The sequence below is a fragment of the Pseudoduganella lutea genome (assembly GCF_004209755.1).
GTDB lineage: Bacteria > Pseudomonadota > Gammaproteobacteria > Burkholderiales > Burkholderiaceae_D > Rugamonas > Rugamonas lutea.
In genome coordinates, this window is sequence record NZ_CP035913.1 from 1461739 (window position 1) to 1479959 (window position 18221).

Here is an 18221-nt window from a genome sequence, read left to right on the forward strand (position 1 = left end):
GTTTCGCAGAACCTCGAATCGCGGCGCTACCAGATGTTCCCCACGCTCTCCGAAGCGGAGATGAAGAAGCTGCAGCGCTTCGGCACCGTGCGCACCTACAACAATGGCGTGCGCATCCTGGAGGCGGGCCATACCACGTTTGGCCTGATCGTCACGCTGGCCGGCCACATCGCGATCAGCCGCTACGATGGCCTGGGCAATTCATGGCCGATCACGGAGCATGGCCGCGGCGAGTTCACCGGCGAGGTGTCGCAGCTGGCCGGCCGCCCCACCCTCGTCAATGCGATGGCCGTGGGCGACGTGGAAGCACTCGTGATTTCGCCGGAGAACCTGCGCGCGCTGGTGATCGCCGAGGCCGAACTGGGCGAGCGCATCGTGCGGGCACTGATCCTGCGCCGCGTGGGCCTGCTGGAAGCGAATACGGGCGGCCCGGTGCTGGTGGCCCGGCCGGCCATGGTCGCCTGCACCAGCTGCGCAGCTTCCTGGCCAGCAATGCCTATCCGCACACGGTGCTCGACCCGAAGGAAGACGAGCAGGCGCGCAGCCTGTGCGAGTACTACCAGCCGGGCCCGGACGACTGGCCGCTGGTCGTGTGCCCGGACGGCAGCGTGAAGAAGAACCCGACGAATGCCGACATGGGCCGCTGCCTCGGCCTGCTGCCCGACCTGGACGAGGAAAAGGTGTGGGACGTGATCGTCGTCGGCGCCGGCCCGGCCGGCCTGGCGACGGCCGTGTACGCCGGCTCGGAAGGCCTGTCCGTGCTGGCGCTCGAACAGCGTGCCTATGGCGGCCAGGCCGCGGCCAGCGCCCGCATCGAGAATTACCTTGGCTTCCCCACCGGGATCTCGGGCGGCGCGCTGGCTGGCCGCGCCTTTGTCCAGGCGCAAAAATTCGGCGTGGAAATGGCCATCCCCGCGCCCGCGGCACGGCTGGTCTGCGATACCTATCCGCTCGAGGTGCAGCTTGCCGAAGGCAAGCGCATCAAGGGGCGCACCGTGGTGCTGTCGTGCGGCGCGCGCTACCGCCGCCCGGCGCTGGACAACATCGCCCAGTTCGAAGGCCGCGGCATCTATTACTGGGCGTCGCGCATCGAGGCCAACCTGTGCCAGAACGAGGACGTGATCCTGGTGGGCGCCGGCAACTCGGCGGGCCAGGCGGCCGTGTTCCTGTCCAGCCACGCGAAGCGCGTCCACATGGTGATCCGCGGCGAAGGCCTGAAGGCGACGATGTCCACCTATCTGATCGAGCGTATCCACGCCACGCCCAACATCGAGCTGCATGCGCACACGGAGATCGTGAAGCTGGAAGGCGACGACGATGGATTGAAGGGCGTACGGCTGCGCAACAACCGCACGGGCGAGGAACACGATTCGACCGTGTGCCGCATCTTCCTGTTCATCGGCGCCGACCCGAACACGGACTGGCTGGGCGACTGCGGCGTGGACGTGGACCCGCAAGGCTTCATCCGCACCGGCCACGACGTGACGAAGGCGCAGTGCCGCGCCAACTTCGACCAGGGCATCTACCCGAAGGACTTGCCGCAGCGGGCGCCGCTGGAAACCAGCGTGCCGGGCGTGTTCGCGATCGGCGACGTGCGCGCCGGTTCCACGAAGCGGGTGGCGGCCGGCGTGGGCGAAGGCGCGCAGGTCGTGTCGCAGATCCACGCCTTCCTGGCCCACCTGCCGCTGGCGAAATAGCCGTCAGCGGGGCGTCACGGCGCGGGCGGCGATCTCCAGGTAGCGGGGGTCGCCGTACTGCTCGTCTTCCGCGCGCGCCGTGTGGCACAGCTTGATCACGTGGTCGTCCGTCGAGCGGGTGGCGCGTTCCTGTATTTCGCTCCAGCCAAGCCTGGTTGGCACCGCACGGCGCCCTTCGCGCTGCGCGGCCAGCCATGCGACCAGCACGGCCTGCCACAACTGGCGCAGCGTCGCTTCTTCATTGTCCAGGCAAGGAGCGACCGTCCGGAACGCGTGACACGCCGTCACGGTATGCAGCAGCATGAAATCCTCGCTGGCATGGAAGGCGGCCAGTGCGAACGTGGCCACGTCGCGCAATGCGATCGATGCGGGCTGCGCGCCGGCCAGCGCCGGGCTGCGTTCGACGGTGGCCATGCGCGCGCCGATGGTCTGCCCCGTCCCGCCACCTTCCCCTGTGGCGGCCGCGATGCGCGCCGCGATCCCGTCCAGCGTTTCATCCGTGCGGCCTGGCGGTACCGGCAACGGCTTGTAGGCCAGCACCCAGAACGCCAGCGCGGCGCACAATTCTCCGCGTTCTCCAGCTTCCAGTGCATAGGCGAGACGGATCATCGCGTGGAAGCCGGCCGCGGCCAGCCCCGGCCACAGCACCGGCAGCCAGCGGCGCAGCACGGCTTCCTCGCCATCGGCAGTTACGGCATCGTTGAAGAAGCGTTCCAGTCCCGCGTAGTGCACGCCTTGCCCCAGCAGCGGTAGTGGATCGGTAACGGGGTCGTCGGCGCCGGCCGGTTGCAGCCGCTGGCGATAGCTGTCGGCGAACCGTTCGAGCACGGCGGGTGGCGCGCGCATCCGGTCCAGCGCAATCAGCGCCATTGGCAGGTGGTTGGAAAAGCCGGGCCCGTACAGTGGACCGTGGCGGCGCGCGTCGGCCAGCAGGGCCGAGCACTCGGAAGAAATGGCAGCAGTAGGCATGGCAGTCTCCTTGGAAGGGATGACTGACTATACGCCCGTCACGCAGATAAATAAACTGATTTGTTTACTTAATCTAGTGTGCGCAAAAAAAAACCCGGGCAAGGCCCGGGCCGTCGGATGACCCGCTCGGGTCATTTCTTTGCGGTGTCCTTCGGTGCCGCCGCGACCTTGGCAGCCGCGCCGTCGCGCGACTTACCATTGATCTGCAATCCCGCTTCGGACAGCTTCATCGCGTTTTTCTCGCCGACGCCCTTGACCCGGCTCTCGAAATCGGACCAGTCCTTGAATTCGCCCTTTGCCCGCTCGTCCAGGATGGCTTTCGACTTGGCCGGGCCGATGCCCTTGACCGTGTCGAGCGCGGCCTGGTCGGCCTTGTTGACGTCGACCTGGGCAAACGCGATGCCCATCGTGGCGGCAATGGCGGCAATGGCGAGCAATAGTTTTTTCAGCATGGTGTCCTCCGTGAGGGTTGGTGTGACGCGGCTGCGTCCCGACACAGATTAGCGGACTGGAGTGGTTATCGCCGGCCTCTCGGGCATGCCGTTGCGGCCTGTCAGCGGGCTCGGCGATGAAGGGAACTTCGCGCGCGGCGAACATTCCCCGTCGGCGGATCAGCCGAACAGTTCCTCGCGCGTGACGGTGGCCGTGCCCAGCTTGCCGACGACGATACCGCCGGCGCGGTTCGCCGTCTGCACCGCATCCTGCCAGCTGGCCCCGGCGCCCAGCATCGCGGCCATCGTGGCGATCACCGTGTCGCCGGCGCCGGACACGTCGAACACTTCGCGCGCATCGGCCGGGATGTGGAAGCGCTGGTCCTTCGTGTACAGCGTCATGCCCTCTTCCGAGCGGGTCAGCAGCAGCGCCTCGAGCAGCAGCGACTCGCGCAGGTTCTGCGCCTTGTCGGTCAGCTGTTCCTCGCTGCTCCAGCTGCCGACGATGCGTTTCAGTTCGCCCTTGTTCGGCGTAAGCACCGTGGCGCCCGTATAGCGGGTGAAATCGTCGCCCTTCGGGTCGACCATCACGATCTTGTTCGCGGCACGCGCCGCCATGATCATGTCGGTCACGTTGACCAGGCTGCCCTTGGCATAGTCGGACAGCACGATGACGTCGTGATCCGGCAGCAGCGCGCGGTATTGCAGCAGCTTGTCGCGCAGGACCACGTCGCTGGGCGCTTCCTCGAAGTCGATGCGCAGCATCTGCTGCTGGCGGCCGATCACGCGCAGCTTGATGATCGTGGAAATCGCCTCGTCGCGCTTCAGGTAGCTGTGGATGCCACCGCCGGCCAGCAGCTGTTCGACTTCGGTGCCCGCCTCGTCGGCGCCGACGACGCCGAGCAGGCCGGCCCGCGCGCCCAGCGCGGCCGCGTTGCGGGCCACGTTGGCGGCGCCGCCCAGCCGGGCTTCACGCTTTTCCACGCGCACGATGGGAACCGGGGCTTCCGGCGAGATGCGGGCGACTTCGCCGAACCAGTAGCGGTCGAGCATGACGTCGCCGACAACCAGCAGGCGAACCTTGTCGAGGGAAGGGATTGGGGAGGGGTTAGTGGTCATCGATAGTTCAACTTAATTCATTACATTCAGTTCTTCGGTACGGCGCGGCGGGTAAGTCTCCCACCGGCTGCAGCCAGGGCAGTGCCAGTAGAACTGGCGCGCCTTGAAGCCGCAGTGGCTGCACTGGTAGCGCGCCAGCTTTTGCGTATAGCCGTGCACCAGGTTCTGCACCAGCGACAGCTCGGCCAGCACGGCCGGCGCGGCGTCGAGCATCCGCGCTTCGAGGAATTTGTCGAGGCCGAGCAGGGTCGGCGTGCGGCGCAATTCGTCGCCGACGAGGTTGCGCGCGGCTTCCACGCCTTCCAGGTCCAGCACGGCCTTGAACACCACTTCGAGCAGGTCGATCGACGATGCCTGCTGCAGGTAGGACTTGAGCAGGGACAGGCCCTCTGGCGCCCGGTCCACTTTCCGGTAGCCGTCCATGATGCGCTGGGCCACCAGCGCCACGTGCGGCACGCTCTGCTGCTCCACCCGGCGCCATACCGCCAGCGCGCCCTCCGCGTCGCCTTTCGCCAGGTGGACGTCGCCGCACAGGATGGTGGCGCGCACGCTGGTGCGGTCGGCATGGAGCGCCTTCTCGAGCAGCGGCATCGCGTCGTCGGGGTGCATGTGCACCAGCGCATCCTGCGCCAGCTCGCAGTAGAACTGCGCGATTTCCTTCTGGCGCGAGCCGGCGCCCGCTTCCTGCAGGGCGATCGCCGCCTCGATGGCGCGGTGCCATTCCTTTTCGCGCTGGTAGATTTCCAGCAGCGCGCGGCGGCCCTGCACGGCATACGACGTGTCCAGCAGGCGCGTATAGGTTTCCTCGGCGCGGTCCAGGAGGCCGGCCTTCAGGTAATCCTGGCCCAGTTCATATTCGGCATGCGCGCGCTCGTCGGCAGGCAGGTCGGGCCGTGCCAGCAGGTTCTGGTGGATGCGGATGGCCCGCTCGGTTTCGCCGCGGCGGCGGAACAGGTTGCCGAGCGCGAAGTGCAGCTCGGTCGATTCGGGATCCTGCTTGACGATGTCGATGAAGGAATCGACCGCCTTGTCCGGCTGGTCGTTCAGCAGGTAATTCAGGCCCTTGAAATAACCGCGCGGCAGCGTGCGCGATTCCGACACCAGTTGGCGGATGTCGACACGCGCGGCGATCCATCCCAGGCCGAAGAATGCCGGGATGCCCAGTAACCACCAGAGTTCAAATTCCATGTGTGCGTATTGTTTTTATTTACTGCTGCGCGTTGACGTTGTCCGGCGCCCGGTTCACTTGCAGCGCGGCGCTTTGCAGCGTGAGGATCATGGTCTGCTGGCGCATCGCTTCACGGCGCCGGCGGACGATGGAGGGAGTCAGGGCGAGCACGCCGAGGGCGGCGCCGGCCACGAAGAAGGCCAGCAGCAACAGCACCAGGGGGCCGCGCAATTGGTAATTCAGGAACAGGTGCAGGTCGACTTCCTGCGTGTTTTTCAGGGCGAAGCCGAAGAACAGGATAAACAGCACTATGCCAACAACCGTCGAAATGATCTTCATCGTTCAGCTATCCCTACATGCTCATGCCGGAAGCGACATGTTAGCAGCATCGAAAAAAAAGGAACAAAAAAAGGGCGGGCTTTTCGCCCGCCCCTTTCAGACTTTGACTTTCCCGCCGGATCAGTCCTCGATGATCGGTTGCCCGACCATCGCGTCCACGCGCTCGCGCAACTGCTTGCCCGGCTTGAAATGCGGTACCCGTTTTTCGGGCACCATCACCTTGTCGCCAGACTTCGGATTGCGGCCGATGCGCGGTGGCCGGCTGTTCAGGGCAAAGCTGCCGAAGCCCCGGATCTCGATGCGCTGGCCGGCCGACAGGGCACCGGTCATCGCGTCGAGAATGGTCTTCACGGCATACTCCGCATCCTTGGCCACCAGCTGCGAATAACGCTCAGCCAGGCGGTTGATCAGTTCGGACTTGGTCATCTGCGTTCCAGAAAAAGTCAGTGTTAATTACTTCTTGCTTAGTTCTTGTTATCGAACTTGGCCTTCAGCAGTGCGCCCAGGCTGGTGGTGCCCGATGCGGCGTTGCTGTCCGAAGCGATCTTCTGCATCTGCTCGGCGGTCTCGGCATTGTCCTTCGCCTTGATCGACAGCTGGATGCTGCGTGCCTTGCGGTCGATGTTGATGACCAGTGCTTCGACCTTGTCGCCAGCCTTCAGGTGCGTGCCGGCATCTTCCACGCGATCGCGGGAGATTTCGGAAGCGCGCAGGTAGCCTTCGACTTCTTCGTTCAGCTGGATCACGGCGCCTTTCGGCTCCACCGATTTCACGGTGCCGGTAACCAGCGAACCCTTGTCGTTCAGGGCTGCGAAGTTGTTGAACGGGTCGCCTTCCAGCTGCTTCACGCCCAGGGAGACACGCTCGCGCTCGACGTCGATCGCCAGGACCACGGCTTCCAGTTCGTCGCCCTTCTTGAACTTGCGCACGGCTTCTTCGCCGGACTCGGTCCAGGACAGGTCGGACAGGTGCACCAGGCCGTCGATGTTGCCAGCCAGGCCGATGAACACGCCGAAGTCGGTGATCGACTTGATGGCGCCGCGCACTTTGTCGCCCTTCTTGTGGGTGACGCCGAAGTCGTCCCAAGGATTGGCCTTGCACTGCTTCATGCCCAGCGAGATACGACGACGCTCTTCGTCGATCTCCAGAACCATGACTTCGACTTCGTCGCCCAGCTGCACGACCTTGTTCGGTGCCACGTTCTTGTTGGTCCAGTCCATTTCGGACACGTGGACCAGGCCTTCGATGCCCTGTTCCACTTCGACGAACGCGCCGTAGTCGGTCAGGTTCGTCACTTTACCGAACAGGCGGGTGCCTTGCGGGTAACGACGCGACAGACCGGTCCAAGGATCGTCGCCCAGCTGCTTCACGCCCAGCGAAACGCGGTTCTTTTCCTGATCGTACTTCAGCACTTTGGCGGTGATTTCCTGGCCAACCGTCAGCACTTCCGACGGGTGACGCACGCGACGCCATGCCAGGTCGGTGATGTGCAGCAGGCCGTCGATGCCGCCCAGGTCCACGAACGCGCCGTAGTCGGTGATGTTCTTCACGACGCCGGTCACGACCGTGCCTTCTTTCAGCGTTTCCATCAGCTTCTGGCGCTCTTCGCCCATCGATGCTTCGATGACGGCGCGGCGCGACAGGACGACGTTGTTACGCTTGCGGTCCAGCTTGATGACCTTGAATTCGAGGGTCTTGCCTTCGAACGGGGTGGTGTCCTTGACCGGACGGGTGTCGACCAGCGAACCCGGCAGGAAGGCGCGGATGCCGTTGGTCAGAACGGTCAGGCCGCCCTTGACTTTGCCATTCACGGTACCGGTGACGATCTCGCCCGATTCCATGGCTTTTTCCAGTGCCAGCCACGATGCCAGGCGCTTGGCCTTGTCGCGCGACAGGATGGTATCGCCGAAACCATTTTCCAGCGATTCAATGGCCACGGAAACGAAGTCACCTACTTTGACTTCCAGTTCGCCCTGGTCATTCTTGAATTCTTCAACGGGGATGAAAGCTTCCGATTTTAGGCCGGCGTTCACGATCACGAAGTTGTGATCCAGGCGCACGACTTCAGCGGAGATCACTTCGCCAGAGCGCATGTCTTGACGTGACAGGGACTCTTCGAAGAGGGCTGCGAAACTTTCCATTTAAATTTATTCCAGGTTATCCAGCAAGGCTCGCAAAATGCGACTTCAACTGGGTTAGGGGTTAAACACACTGCGCACGGACAGAGCACGCCGCAGCTCCTGCTCTACAACTCAGCTTTGGAGCGAAGCCTTACAGCGCCGCTTTATAGCTTTATTACTCCTTACTTCCCGATGGCCGCATACCATCCCAGCACCTGTTCTACGGCGGTTTCCACCGTCATGTTCGAGGTATCGAGAACATGCGCCCCCTCTGCGGGGACGAGAGGTGCGATGGCCCGGTGCATATCCCGGTCGTCGCGCGCTCGCAAATCCATCAGGAGGTCGTCCATATTAGCAGAAATTCCTTTGCCGATCAATTGCTTATACCGGCGCTCGGCGCGGGCTTCCGCACTTGCAGTCAGGAATACTTTTAATTGCGCATTTGGAAAGATTACCGTGCCCATGTCGCGGCCATCGGCCACCAGGCCCGGTGCCTTGCGAAAGCCCAGCTGCAGGCCATACAGCGCATGGCGCAGGGGCGGCAGCACGGCGATCTTCGATGCCGTATTGCCGACCTCTTCCGCACGGATCGCATCCGTCACGTTCTCGTTGGACAGGAAGATCGCGTCGCCGGAAAAGTGGATATGGAGGTGCTCGGCAAGTTTCGCAAGAGCATGTTCATCGTTCAACGGCGTACTGCGGCGCAGCGCCTGCAGTGCGGTCAGGCGGTATAGCGCACCCGAGTCGAGCAGGTGAAAGCCGAGCTTCTCGGCGACTTTGTGGGCAACGGTCCCCTTGCCGGAAGCGGTGGGGCCGTCGATCGTGATGACGGGAATGTGGGAGGTAGGCATGGGGCGGATTTTAACCCGGCCGCAGGTACAAGGAGCCCCGTTGGCGGCGAAGTGCCGGTGTCTGACACTTTTCCGGGTGCTTTGTCCGGAAAAGTGTCAGACACCGGTTTTCCAAGCCGGAGCTGGTGGCGCAAGCGAAAACCGGTGTCGCACACTTTTTCCCAAGAAACCGGGAAAAAATGTCCGACACCAGGCAAGCTCAAGCTTAGTACTTTGCGTCGTGGGCGATGCCGGCGAAGGCGGTGAAGTAGTCGGGGAAGGTCTTGGCCACGCACTTCGGGTCGTTGATGCGCACGTCGGCGCCGCGGCGGGCGGCGCCGTCCAGCGACGCCAGCGAGAAGCACATCGCCATGCGGTGATCGTCGTAGGTGTCGATCGTGGCGGCGGACAGCACCTTCGGCGGCGTGACCTTCAGGTAGTCTTCGCCCTCTTCCACTTCGGCGCCCAGCTTGCGCAGTTCGGTGGCCATCGCGGCGATGCGGTCGGTTTCCTTCACGCGCCAGCTGGCGATGTTGCGCAGCGTGCTCGTGCCCTCGGCATACAGGGCGGCGATGGCGATCGTCATCGCGGCATCCGGGATGTGGTTGAAGTCGGCGTCGATGGCCTTCAGGGGGCCGCTCGATTTTGCTTCGATCCAGTTGTCGCCCATCGTGATCTGCGCACCCATTTCCTGCAGCGCGTGCACGAAGCGCACGTCGCCCTGGATCGAGTCGCGGCCCACGCCTTCCACGCGCACCGGGCCGCCGGCGATCGCGCCGGCCGCCATGAAGTACGACGCGGACGATGCATCGCCTTCCACGTGGATGTTGCCCGGGCTCTGGTAGCGCTGGCCGGAGGCGATGGTGAACGACTGCCACTCATCCTGCTCCACGGTGATGCCGAAGCGGCGCATCAGGTTCAGCGTGATCTCGATGTACGGCTTCGAGATCAGCTCGCCCTCGACCTCGATCGTCACCGAGTGCGCATGCGCCATCAGCGGCGCGACCATCAGCAGTGCGGTCAGGAACTGGCTCGACACATTGCCGCGCACGGACAGCTTGTTCGTGTTGAACTGGCCATCGCGGATATGCAGCGGCGGGAAGCCGGCATTGCCTGTGTACTCGATGTTCGCGCCGACGGCGTTCAGCGCGTCCACGAGGTCGCCGATCGGGCGCTCGTGCATGCGCGGCACGCCGCTCACCTTGTAGTCGCCGCCGATCACGGCCAGTGCCGCCGTCAGCGGGCGGATCGCGGTGCCGGCATTGCCCATGAAGAGGTCGGCCTGGCGGTTCGGGAAGCTGCCGTTGGCGCCCTGCACGCGGTGGATCGTGCGGGCATTGCCGTTGACGGCTTCCCGCGGTTCCTCCTGCCACTCCACGCCCAGCGCGCGCAGCGCGGCCAGCATCACCTGGGTATCGTCGGAATCGAGCAGGTCGACGATCTTGGTTTCGCCTTCGGCCAGCGCGGCCAGCAGCAGGATGCGATTGGAAATGCTCTTGGAGCCCGGCAGGCGGACAACGCCTTCCACGTGCATCACCGGCTTCAGGTCGATGTACGGCGGGTGATTCAGTTCTGCCATGATGAAAATCCTTTTATTCTGCGTTGTCTTTCGGGGGCGGCGCTTCGGCCGCCTCGATCGCCTCGATCCAGCGCCGGCGCGCGCGCTGCGCGTTGCCGTACACGCCTTCGAGGGTGGCGCCGTCGCCCGCTGCCAGGCGTTCGCGCAGGTGTGCCAGTTGTGCCATGTAGGCGTCCAGTTCCGTCAGCAGCGCGGCCTGGTTGGCCAGGCTGATGTCGCGCCACATTTCCGGCGACGAGCCGGCGATGCGCGTGAAGTCGCGAAAGCCGCTGGCCGCATACTGGAACAGCAGGTCCGCGTGCGGCTTGCCGGCAATGTCGTCGACGAGCGCATAGGCCAGCAGGTGCGGCAAATGGCTGACGGAAGCGAACACCTTGTCGTGTTCCTCGGGCGCCAGGCAATGGATGATCGCGCCGCAGGCCTGCCACGCATCCGTCACCCGCGCGACGGCTTCCGGCGGGTTCTCCGCCAGCGCTGTCACGACGAATTTCTTGCCGATGTAAAGGTCGGGAATCGCCGCATCCGGGCCGTTGGTTTCGCGGCCGGCAATCGGGTGGCCCGGCACGAACTGGCCGATACGCTCGCCCAGCGCGGCGCGCGCCGCCGCGACGACATCGGCCTTCGTGCTGCCGCAATCGGTGACGACCGTGCGCGCATCGAGGTGCGGCAGCAGCGCCGCGAGGATGCGCCCTGTCTGCGCGACCGGCGTGGCCAGCACGACGAGATCGGCGCCCTGCACCACTTCCGGTCCCGCGCCGACCTCGTCGATGATGCCCAGCTCCAGTGCGCGCCGCATCGACGCCTCGGAGCGGTCGATGCCCACCACGTGGCGCACGCGGCCGGCGGCCTTCAGCGCCCGCGCGAACGAGCCGCCGATCAGGCCGACGCCAAAGATGACGACCTTATTCAGCAAGGCCTTCACCCAATGCCTTCTGCAACGCGGCGATCAACACGGCGTTCTCCTGCGGCAGGCCGATGGAGATGCGCAGCCATTCCGGCAAGCCGTAGTTGCCGACCGGCCGCACGATCACGCCTTGCTTGAGCAGCGCCAGGTTGATGCGCGCGCCGGCGCCCAGGTCGTTGCCCACCTTGACCAGCACGAAGTTGCCGTAGGAAGGCACGTACTGCAAGCCCATCTTTTCAAACGCCTCGACGAACTGCTGGTAGCCGGCCGCGTTGTTGCGCGCGCTGCGTTCCAGGAATTCGCTGTCGTTCAGCGCGGCGATCGCGGCGGCCTGCGCCAGCGAATTGACGTTGAACGGCTGGCGGATGCGGTTCATCAGGTCCGTCAGTTGCGGCTGGGCCAGCGCAAAGCCCACGCGCAGGCCGGCCAAGCCATAGGCCTTCGAGAAGGTGCGCGATACCAGCAGGTTCGGGTACTGGCGCACCCACGCGGCGGACTCGTACTGGTCTTCCTTGTCGAGGAATTCGTTGTAGGCCTCGTCCAGCACGACGACGACGTTCGCCGGCACTTTCTGCAGGAAGGCTTCGATCTCGCTGCCCGGGATGAACGTGCCGGTGGGGTTGTTCGGGTTGGCGATGAAGACGAGGCGCGTATCGTCCTCGATCGCGTCGAGCATGGCATCCAGGTCGTGGCCATGGTCCCTGGCCGGCACCACGATATGGCGTGCGCCGATGCCCTGGGTGGCCAGCGCATACACGGCGAATGAATACTGCGCATAGACGACGGACTGGCCTTTCTCGACGAAGGCGTGGGCGGCGATTTCCAGGATATCGTTGGAGCCGTTGCCGAGCGTGATCCATTCCATCGGCACGTCGTAACGCTGCGACAGCGCCTGCTTCAGTTCGAAGCCGTTGGCGTCGGGATAGCGGCCCAGGTCGGCGGCGGCACGCGCCATCGCCTGTTTCGCGGAGTCGGGCACGCCGAACGGGTTTTCATTGGACGCCAGCTTGACGATGTGTTCCTCGTCGAGGCCGAACTCGCGCGCCACTTCCGAAATGGGCTTGCCTGCCTGGTAGGGAGCGATGGCACGGACGTATTCAGGACCGAACTGCTTGGACATACAGGATCTCTCTTTCTTTTTTCAGTTCAGGCTGGTCGGGTAGGAGCCCAGCACTTTGAAGAAGGCGGCGTTGCTCTTGAGTTCGGCGAGCGCCTGCGTCACGGCCGGGTTCTGGACGTGGCCTTCGATATCGACATAAAAATAGTACTCCCACGTGCCCACGCGCGCGGGACGGGATTCGAAGCGCGTCATCGATACGCCGTGTTTCGCCAGCGGCGCGAGCAGCTGGTACACGGCGCCGGCCTTGTTCGGCACCGCCAGCACGAGCGAGGTGCGGTCGCTGCCGGACGGCCCCGGCTGCAGGTGGCCGACGATGACGAAACGGGTGCGATTGTGCGGATCGTCCTGGATGTGGCTGTTGACGACGCCCAGGTTGTACTGCGTGCCGGCGATCTCGCTGGCAATGGCAGCAACCGTGGGATCGAGGCTTGCCAGGCGCGCCGCCTCGGCATTGGAGGCGACGGCGCGCCGCTCCACATGCGGGAAGTGCTCGTTGAGCCAGACCTGGCACTGGGCCAGCGCCTGGGAATGCGCGCAGATCGCCGTCACCCCGTCCATCGTGCCGGTCTTGCTCATCAGGCTATGGTGGACGGCGATGGCCACTTCGCCGCTGATGATCAGCGGCGTCTGCAGCAGCAGGTCGAGCGTGCGGTTGATCGCGCCTTCCGACGAATTCTCGACGGGCACCACGCCGAATTCGGCGGTGCCGGCCTCGGTGGCGCGGAACACTTCATCGATGGAAGCGCATGGCATGCCTTCGACCGCGTGGCCGAACTGCTGGTACACGGCCTGTTCGCTGAACGTGCCGGCCGGGCCGAGATACGCAACGGTCACGCGCTTCTCCAATGCCCGGCAGGCCGACATGATCTCGCGGAAGATCGTCTGCGCTTCCGTGTCGCCCATCGGGCCCGGGTTGCGCTCGGCCACGCCGCGCAGCACCTGCGCCTCGCGCTCGGGGCGGAATACCGGCGCGTTGGTTTCGGCTTTCACGTGCCCCACTTCCTGCGCGACCTTGGCGCGCTGGTTCAGCAGGGACAGGATCTGCGCGTCGATCGCATCGATCTGGTCGCGCAGGGGTTTCAGTTTGTCTGTCATGGTGTGCTTGTGATGTGGTTTGCGTGGCGCAGCGGCGCATGTCTGGCCATCGGCGCTTGCCTGGTGTCTGACACCTTTTCCGGGGCTTCTTCCGGAAAAGGTGTCAGACACCGGTTTTCTTCAAGCGCTGCCGACTCCGGATGAGAAAACCGGTGTCAGACACTATTTTCTGGATGAAGCGCCCAGAAAATAGTGTCTGACACCTGGCCCAGCCTATCGCTTTGCAAACTCGTTCAAATAATCGACCAGCGCCTGTACGCCTTCGATCGGCATCGCATTGTAGATCGATGCGCGCAATCCACCGACGGACTTGTGGCCCTTCAGTTGCAGCAGCCCGCGCGCCTTGGCGCCGGCCAGGAATGCTTCATATTGCGATTCGTCGCGCAGATAGAACGGTACGTTCATCCGCGAACGGTAGGGGGGCGCGACACGGTTCTGATAGAAGTCGTCCGCGTCCAGTGCCGCGTACAGCAGCCTGGCTTTTTCGATATTGCGTTGTTCCATCGCCGCCACGCCGCCGTTCTTCTTCAGCCACTGGAACACGAGGCCGGCGATGTAGATGCCGTATGTGGGCGGCGTGTTGTACATGGATTCGTTGACGGCCACGTTCCTGAAATCGAACGCGGACGGGCACAGCGGCAGCGCATGGCCGATCAGGTCGTCGCGCACGATGACGACGGTCACCCCGGCCGGGCCGATGTTCTTTTGCGCGCCGCCGAAGATCAGGCCGTATTTCGATACGTCGACCTGGCGCGACAGGATATGCGACGACATGTCGGCCACGATCGGCACGCCGGCCGGCACGGTGGGCGCAAAGTCGATTTCCACGCCGTCGATCGTTTCGTTGGTGCACAGGTGCAGGTAGGCCGCGTCGGGCGTCAGCTGCCATTCGGCTTGCGGTGGCACCGTCGTGTAGCCGCTGGCCTCGGCGGATGCCGCCACGTTGACTTTGGCGTAGCGCGCCGCTTCCTTGATCGACTTGCCCGACCAGGAGCCCGTGTGGACGAAATCGATGACGGGATCGGCCTTCCGGCCCACCAGGTTCATGGGAATCACGGCGTTCTGCGACAGGCCGCCACCCTGCATGAACAGGATGCGGTAGTTGTCCGGCACGGCCAGCAGGTCGCGCAGGTCTTGCTCGGCGGCGCGGTAGATCGAGATGAACTCGGGGCCGCGGTGGCTCATTTCCATCACGGACATGCCGCTGCCGTGCCAGTCCAGCATTTCATCGGCGGCCTGCTGCAGCACTTCCTTCGGCAATACGGCCGGGCCGGCCGAGAAGTTGTAGATCGTGCTCACGTCGCTTATTTCCCCTGGCCCTGTTCCTGTTTCAGTTCCTGCATCAGCTTCTGCATGCGCGGCATGATGATCTGCTGGCCAACCTGCATGCCTTCGTTCATCAGTTGCGGCATCAGGCGCAGCGTCTTGGCGCCCACCGGCGTCTTGTAGAAAGCGGCCAGCTGGCGCATCTCGTCGGCCGTGTAGTGGCGCGCATAGATCGGCACCATCGCCTCGAGCATCTCGTCGACCAGCGTCGGGTCGCTGTACGTGCGGCTGATCGCGGCGGCGATCTTCGGCACGCTCTGCTCCACTTCCGCCATTTTCTTCGCGCGCTGCTCGTCGCTCAGGTTCGGATCGGCACGCACGGCGCCCTCGGCACCGGCCTTGATCGCGGACGGCAGCGAAGCCGTCATCTGCTTGAACGACTCGATCATCACGCTCTTGTAGTCCATCGCGGCCAGCAGTTCGCGCACGGCGGCGGCGGCGGCCGGGTCGACGGCGGCGGCGGCCGTGGTGGCGGCTGGCTGCGCAGCGGCGGTCTGGGCCAGCGCGGGTGCGCTGCTAACGGCAGTGACGGCGGCAAACGACATCAACAGGGCTGCGGCGATTTTCTTCATATGCTTATGCACTTTTCGTTGGCTTGAAAAACCGCGGGCCCGTTCGATCGCTCGGACGGGCCCGCGGGCTGGATTACTCGGCTGGAGAATCGTCTTCCGGCGCGTTGTCGGGTGCATTGTCGTCCGATTCCGGCGCAGGATCGGCCACGGCCACGGTACCGGCCGTGGTATCGGCCAACGGATCGACAAGATCGACCTCGTCCGCATCCGCCTCGACGATGCGCTGCAGGCCGGACAGGTGCGTGCCATCCTCGACGGCGATCAGCGTGACGCCCTGGGTGGCGCGGCCCATCTCGCGGATCTCCGATACGCGGGTGCGGATCAGCACACCGCCCGTGGTGATCAGCATGATCTCGTCGCTCGGCTCGACCAGCGTGGCGGCGACGACCTTGCCGTTACGCTCGGACGTCTGGATCGCGATCATGCCCTTCGTGCCGCGGCCATGGCGCGTGTACTCGGTGATCGGCGTGCGCTTGCCGAAGCCGTTCTCGGTGGCCGTCAGCACGGTCTGCTGTTCGTTCTCGGCCACCAGCAGCGCGATCACGTTCTGGCCTTCATCCAGGTTCATGCCACGCACACCGCGCGCCGTGCGGCCCATCGGGCGCACGTCGTTCTCGTCGAAGCGCACGGCCTTGCCGGCGTCCGAGAACAGCATCACGTCGTGCTTGCCGTCGGTGAGCGCGGCGCCGATCAGGAAGTCGCCCTCGTCCAGGTCGACGGCGATGATGCCGGCCTTGCGCGGGTTCGAGAAGTCGCGCAGCGGCGTCTTCTTCACGGTGCCCAGGCTGGTCGACATGAACACGTAGTGATCTTCCGGGAACGTGCGGTTCTCGCCCGACAGCGGCAGCACCACGGTGATCTTTTCATTGTCCTGCAGCGGGAACATGTTCACGATCGGCCGGCCGCGCGAATTGCGCGAACCCTGCGGCACTTCCCACACCTTCAGCCAGTACATGCGGCCGCGGTTGCTGAAGCACAGGATGTAGTCGTGCGTGTTGGCGATGAACAGCTGGTCGATCCAGTCCTCGTCCTTCGTGGCCATGGCCTGCTTGCCGCGGCCGCCGCGCTTCTGCGCACGGTACTCGGAGATCGGCTGGGCCTTCATGTAGCCCAGGTGCGACAGCGTGACCACCATGTCCTGCGGCGTGATCAGGTCTTCGGTGCCCAGGTCGGTGGCGTTGTGCTCGATCGTGGAACGGCGCACGTCCTTGGCGCCGTATTCGGTCACGGCGGCGGTCAGCTCGTTGCTGATGATCTCCGTCACGCGCGCCGGCTTGGCCAGGATGTCCAGCAGATCGGCGATCTGCGCCATCACGTCCTTGTATTCGTTGACGATCTTATCCTGTTCCAGGCCGGTCAGGCGCTGCAGGCGCATCTGCAGGATTTCCTGCGCCTGGTCGTCGGACAGCTTGTACATGCCATCGGCCTGGATACCGTAGTGCTTCGGCAGGTGCTCGGGGCGGAACGCGTTGATGTCCACCTCGCCGCCGTCGCCGGTGCGGGCCAGCATTTCGCGCACGAGGGACGAATCCCAGGCGCGCGCCATCAGTTCCGTCTTCGCCACCGGCGGCGTGGGCGCGGCCTTGATGATGGCGATGAAGTCGTCGATATTGGCCAGTGCCACGGCCAGGCCTTCCAGCACGTGGCCGCGCTCGCGCGCCTTGCGCAGCTCGAACACGGTGCGGCGCGTGACCACTTCGCGGCGGTGCGACAGGAACACCGACAGCAGGTCCTTCAGGTTCATCAGCTTGGGCTGGTTGTCCACCAGCGCCACCATGTTCATGCCGAACGTGTCCTGCAACTGGGTCTGCTTGTACAGGTTGTTCAGCACCACTTCCGGCACTTCGCCCCGCTTCAGCTCGATCACCACGCGCATGCCCGACTTGTCGGATTCGTCGCGGATGTCGGAAATGCCTTCGAGCTTCTTGTCGCGCACGTTCTCGGCGATACGCTCGAGCAGCGACTTCTTGTTCACCTGGTAGGGCAGCTCGTCGACGATGATCGCGATGCGGCCGCCGTCCTTGCCATATTCCTCGAAGTGGGTCTTGGCGCGCATGACCACGCGGCCACGGCCCGTGCGGTAGCCGTCGCGCACGCCCGACACGCCATAGATCGTGCCACCGGTCGGGAAGTCCGGCGCCGGGATCAGTTCGATCAGTTCATCGACCGTGCAATCCGGGTTGGCCAGCACGTGCAGTGCACCGCTGATCACTTCGCCCAGGTTGTGCGGCGGGATATTCGTGGCCATGCCGACCGCGATGCCCGAGGAACCGTTGATCAGCAGGTTCGGCACGCGCGTCGGCAGCACCGTCGGTTCCTTTTCCTTGCCGTCATAGTTCGGCTGGAAGTCGACGGTTTCCTTGTCGATGTCGGCCAGCAGTTCGCCGGCGATCTTGTCGAGGCGGCACTCCGTATAACGCATCGCCGCGGCGGCATCGCCATCGATCGAGCCGAAGTTGCCCTGGCCATCGACCAGTGTGTAGCGCAGCGAGAAATCCTGGGCCATGCGCACCAGCGTGTCGTAGATCGACGCGTCGCCGTGCGGATGGTATTTACCCATCGTGTCGCCCACCACGCGGGCGCACTTCACGTACGGCCGGTTGTAGTGGTAATTACTTTCGTGCATGGAGAACAACACACGGCGGTGCACCGGCTTCAGGCCATCGCGCGCATCCGGCAAGGCCCGGCCCACGATCACGCTCATGGCGTAATCGAGGTAGCTCTTGCGCATCTCTTCTTCGAGTGAAATGGGGATTGTTTCTTTTGCGAATTGATCCATTGGCGGGTCGATCTTCTCTGACGTTGGTTCAGGCTGCATGGGACCGCAGACAATCGTACGATTTTACCATGCGGGCCATTGCCCCGGCCGATCCGCTTCTTTCCTCCCGGCCACTGCGCGCCATGGTCGCGACGGACGGTGCAAAATCAACATGTAATCGTGCCGACATATTC

General features: G+C 64.3%; 15 protein-coding genes and 1 pseudogene. 1 reads left to right on the forward strand and 15 read right to left on the reverse strand.

The window, feature by feature from the left end; all coding sequences use genetic code 11:
* The first annotated feature begins 33 nt into the window (after nt 1–33).
* Nucleotides 34–1697 (forward strand): annotated as a pseudogene (locus EWM63_RS06140) (FAD-dependent oxidoreductase).
* 3 nt (nt 1698–1700) lie between these two features.
* Here EWM63_RS06140 and EWM63_RS06145 read toward each other — a convergent pair.
* The 15 genes from EWM63_RS06145 to gyrA all read right to left on the reverse strand — a co-directional run bounded on the left by EWM63_RS06145 (nt 1701) and on the right by gyrA (nt 18048).
* Nucleotides 1701–2666, reverse strand: coding sequence for a questin oxidase family protein (locus EWM63_RS06145; RefSeq protein ID WP_130185737.1), 966 nt, complete (start codon nt 2664–2666; stop codon nt 1701–1703).
* Between the two features lie 131 nt (nt 2667–2797).
* Complete coding sequence (locus EWM63_RS06150) at nt 2798–3118, reverse strand: ComEA family DNA-binding protein (RefSeq protein ID WP_130185738.1); 321 nt, start codon at nt 3116–3118, stop codon at nt 2798–2800.
* Between the two features lie 159 nt (nt 3119–3277).
* Nucleotides 3278–4216 carry a D-glycero-beta-D-manno-heptose-7-phosphate kinase gene (gene rfaE1, locus EWM63_RS06155; protein ID WP_130185739.1) on the reverse strand — a complete coding sequence of 313 codons (939 nt, stop codon included), beginning with the start codon at nt 4214–4216 and terminating at the stop codon, nt 3278–3280.
* A 12-nt stretch (nt 4217–4228) separates the two neighbouring features.
* Complete coding sequence (gene lapB, locus EWM63_RS06160) at nt 4229–5404, reverse strand: lipopolysaccharide assembly protein LapB (RefSeq protein ID WP_130185740.1); 1176 nt, start codon at nt 5402–5404, stop codon at nt 4229–4231.
* A 19-nt stretch (nt 5405–5423) separates the two neighbouring features.
* Nucleotides 5424–5723: a LapA family protein gene (locus EWM63_RS06165; protein ID WP_130185741.1), complete on the reverse strand. Its 300-nt coding sequence runs from the start codon at nt 5721–5723 to the stop codon at nt 5424–5426.
* A 120-nt stretch (nt 5724–5843) separates the two neighbouring features.
* On the reverse strand, nt 5844–6149 hold the full coding sequence (locus EWM63_RS06170; protein WP_130185742.1) for an integration host factor subunit beta: 306 nt from the start codon (nt 6147–6149) through the stop codon (nt 5844–5846).
* A 38-nt stretch (nt 6150–6187) separates the two neighbouring features.
* Nucleotides 6188–7864 (reverse strand): 30S ribosomal protein S1, encoded by a 1677-nt coding sequence (gene rpsA / locus EWM63_RS06175; protein WP_130185743.1) that lies wholly within the window; start codon nt 7862–7864, stop codon nt 6188–6190.
* Between the two features lie 161 nt (nt 7865–8025).
* A complete protein-coding gene (gene cmk / locus EWM63_RS06180) occupies nt 8026–8694 on the reverse strand; it encodes a (d)CMP kinase (protein ID WP_130185744.1) in 669 nt (222 codons plus the stop codon).
* Between the two features lie 205 nt (nt 8695–8899).
* Nucleotides 8900–10252 (reverse strand): 3-phosphoshikimate 1-carboxyvinyltransferase, encoded by a 1353-nt coding sequence (gene aroA / locus EWM63_RS06185; protein WP_130185745.1) that lies wholly within the window; start codon nt 10250–10252, stop codon nt 8900–8902.
* 13 nt (nt 10253–10265) lie between these two features.
* A complete protein-coding gene (locus EWM63_RS06190; protein WP_207221253.1) occupies nt 10266–11165 on the reverse strand; it encodes a prephenate dehydrogenase in 900 nt (299 codons plus the stop codon).
* Entirely contained in the window at nt 11155–12276 is a 1122-nt protein-coding gene (gene hisC / locus EWM63_RS06195; RefSeq protein WP_130185746.1) for a histidinol-phosphate transaminase, read from the reverse strand. Before hisC ends, EWM63_RS06190 begins: the two co-directional genes overlap by 11 nt.
* 21 nt (nt 12277–12297) lie before the next feature.
* Nucleotides 12298–13371, reverse strand: coding sequence for a prephenate dehydratase (gene pheA / locus EWM63_RS06200; protein ID WP_130185747.1), 1074 nt, complete (start codon nt 13369–13371; stop codon nt 12298–12300).
* 213 nt (nt 13372–13584) lie between these two features.
* Nucleotides 13585–14670 (reverse strand): 3-phosphoserine/phosphohydroxythreonine transaminase, encoded by a 1086-nt coding sequence (serC, locus tag EWM63_RS06205; protein WP_130185748.1) that lies wholly within the window; start codon nt 14668–14670, stop codon nt 13585–13587.
* A gap of 5 nt (nt 14671–14675) precedes the next feature.
* Nucleotides 14676–15269, reverse strand: coding sequence for a DUF2059 domain-containing protein (locus tag EWM63_RS06210; RefSeq protein ID WP_130185749.1), 594 nt, complete (start codon nt 15267–15269; stop codon nt 14676–14678).
* A gap of 73 nt (nt 15270–15342) precedes the next feature.
* Nucleotides 15343–18048: a DNA gyrase subunit A gene (gene gyrA / locus EWM63_RS06215; protein WP_130185750.1), complete on the reverse strand. Its 2706-nt coding sequence runs from the start codon at nt 18046–18048 to the stop codon at nt 15343–15345.
* Nucleotides 18049–18221: the final 173 nt, after the last annotated feature.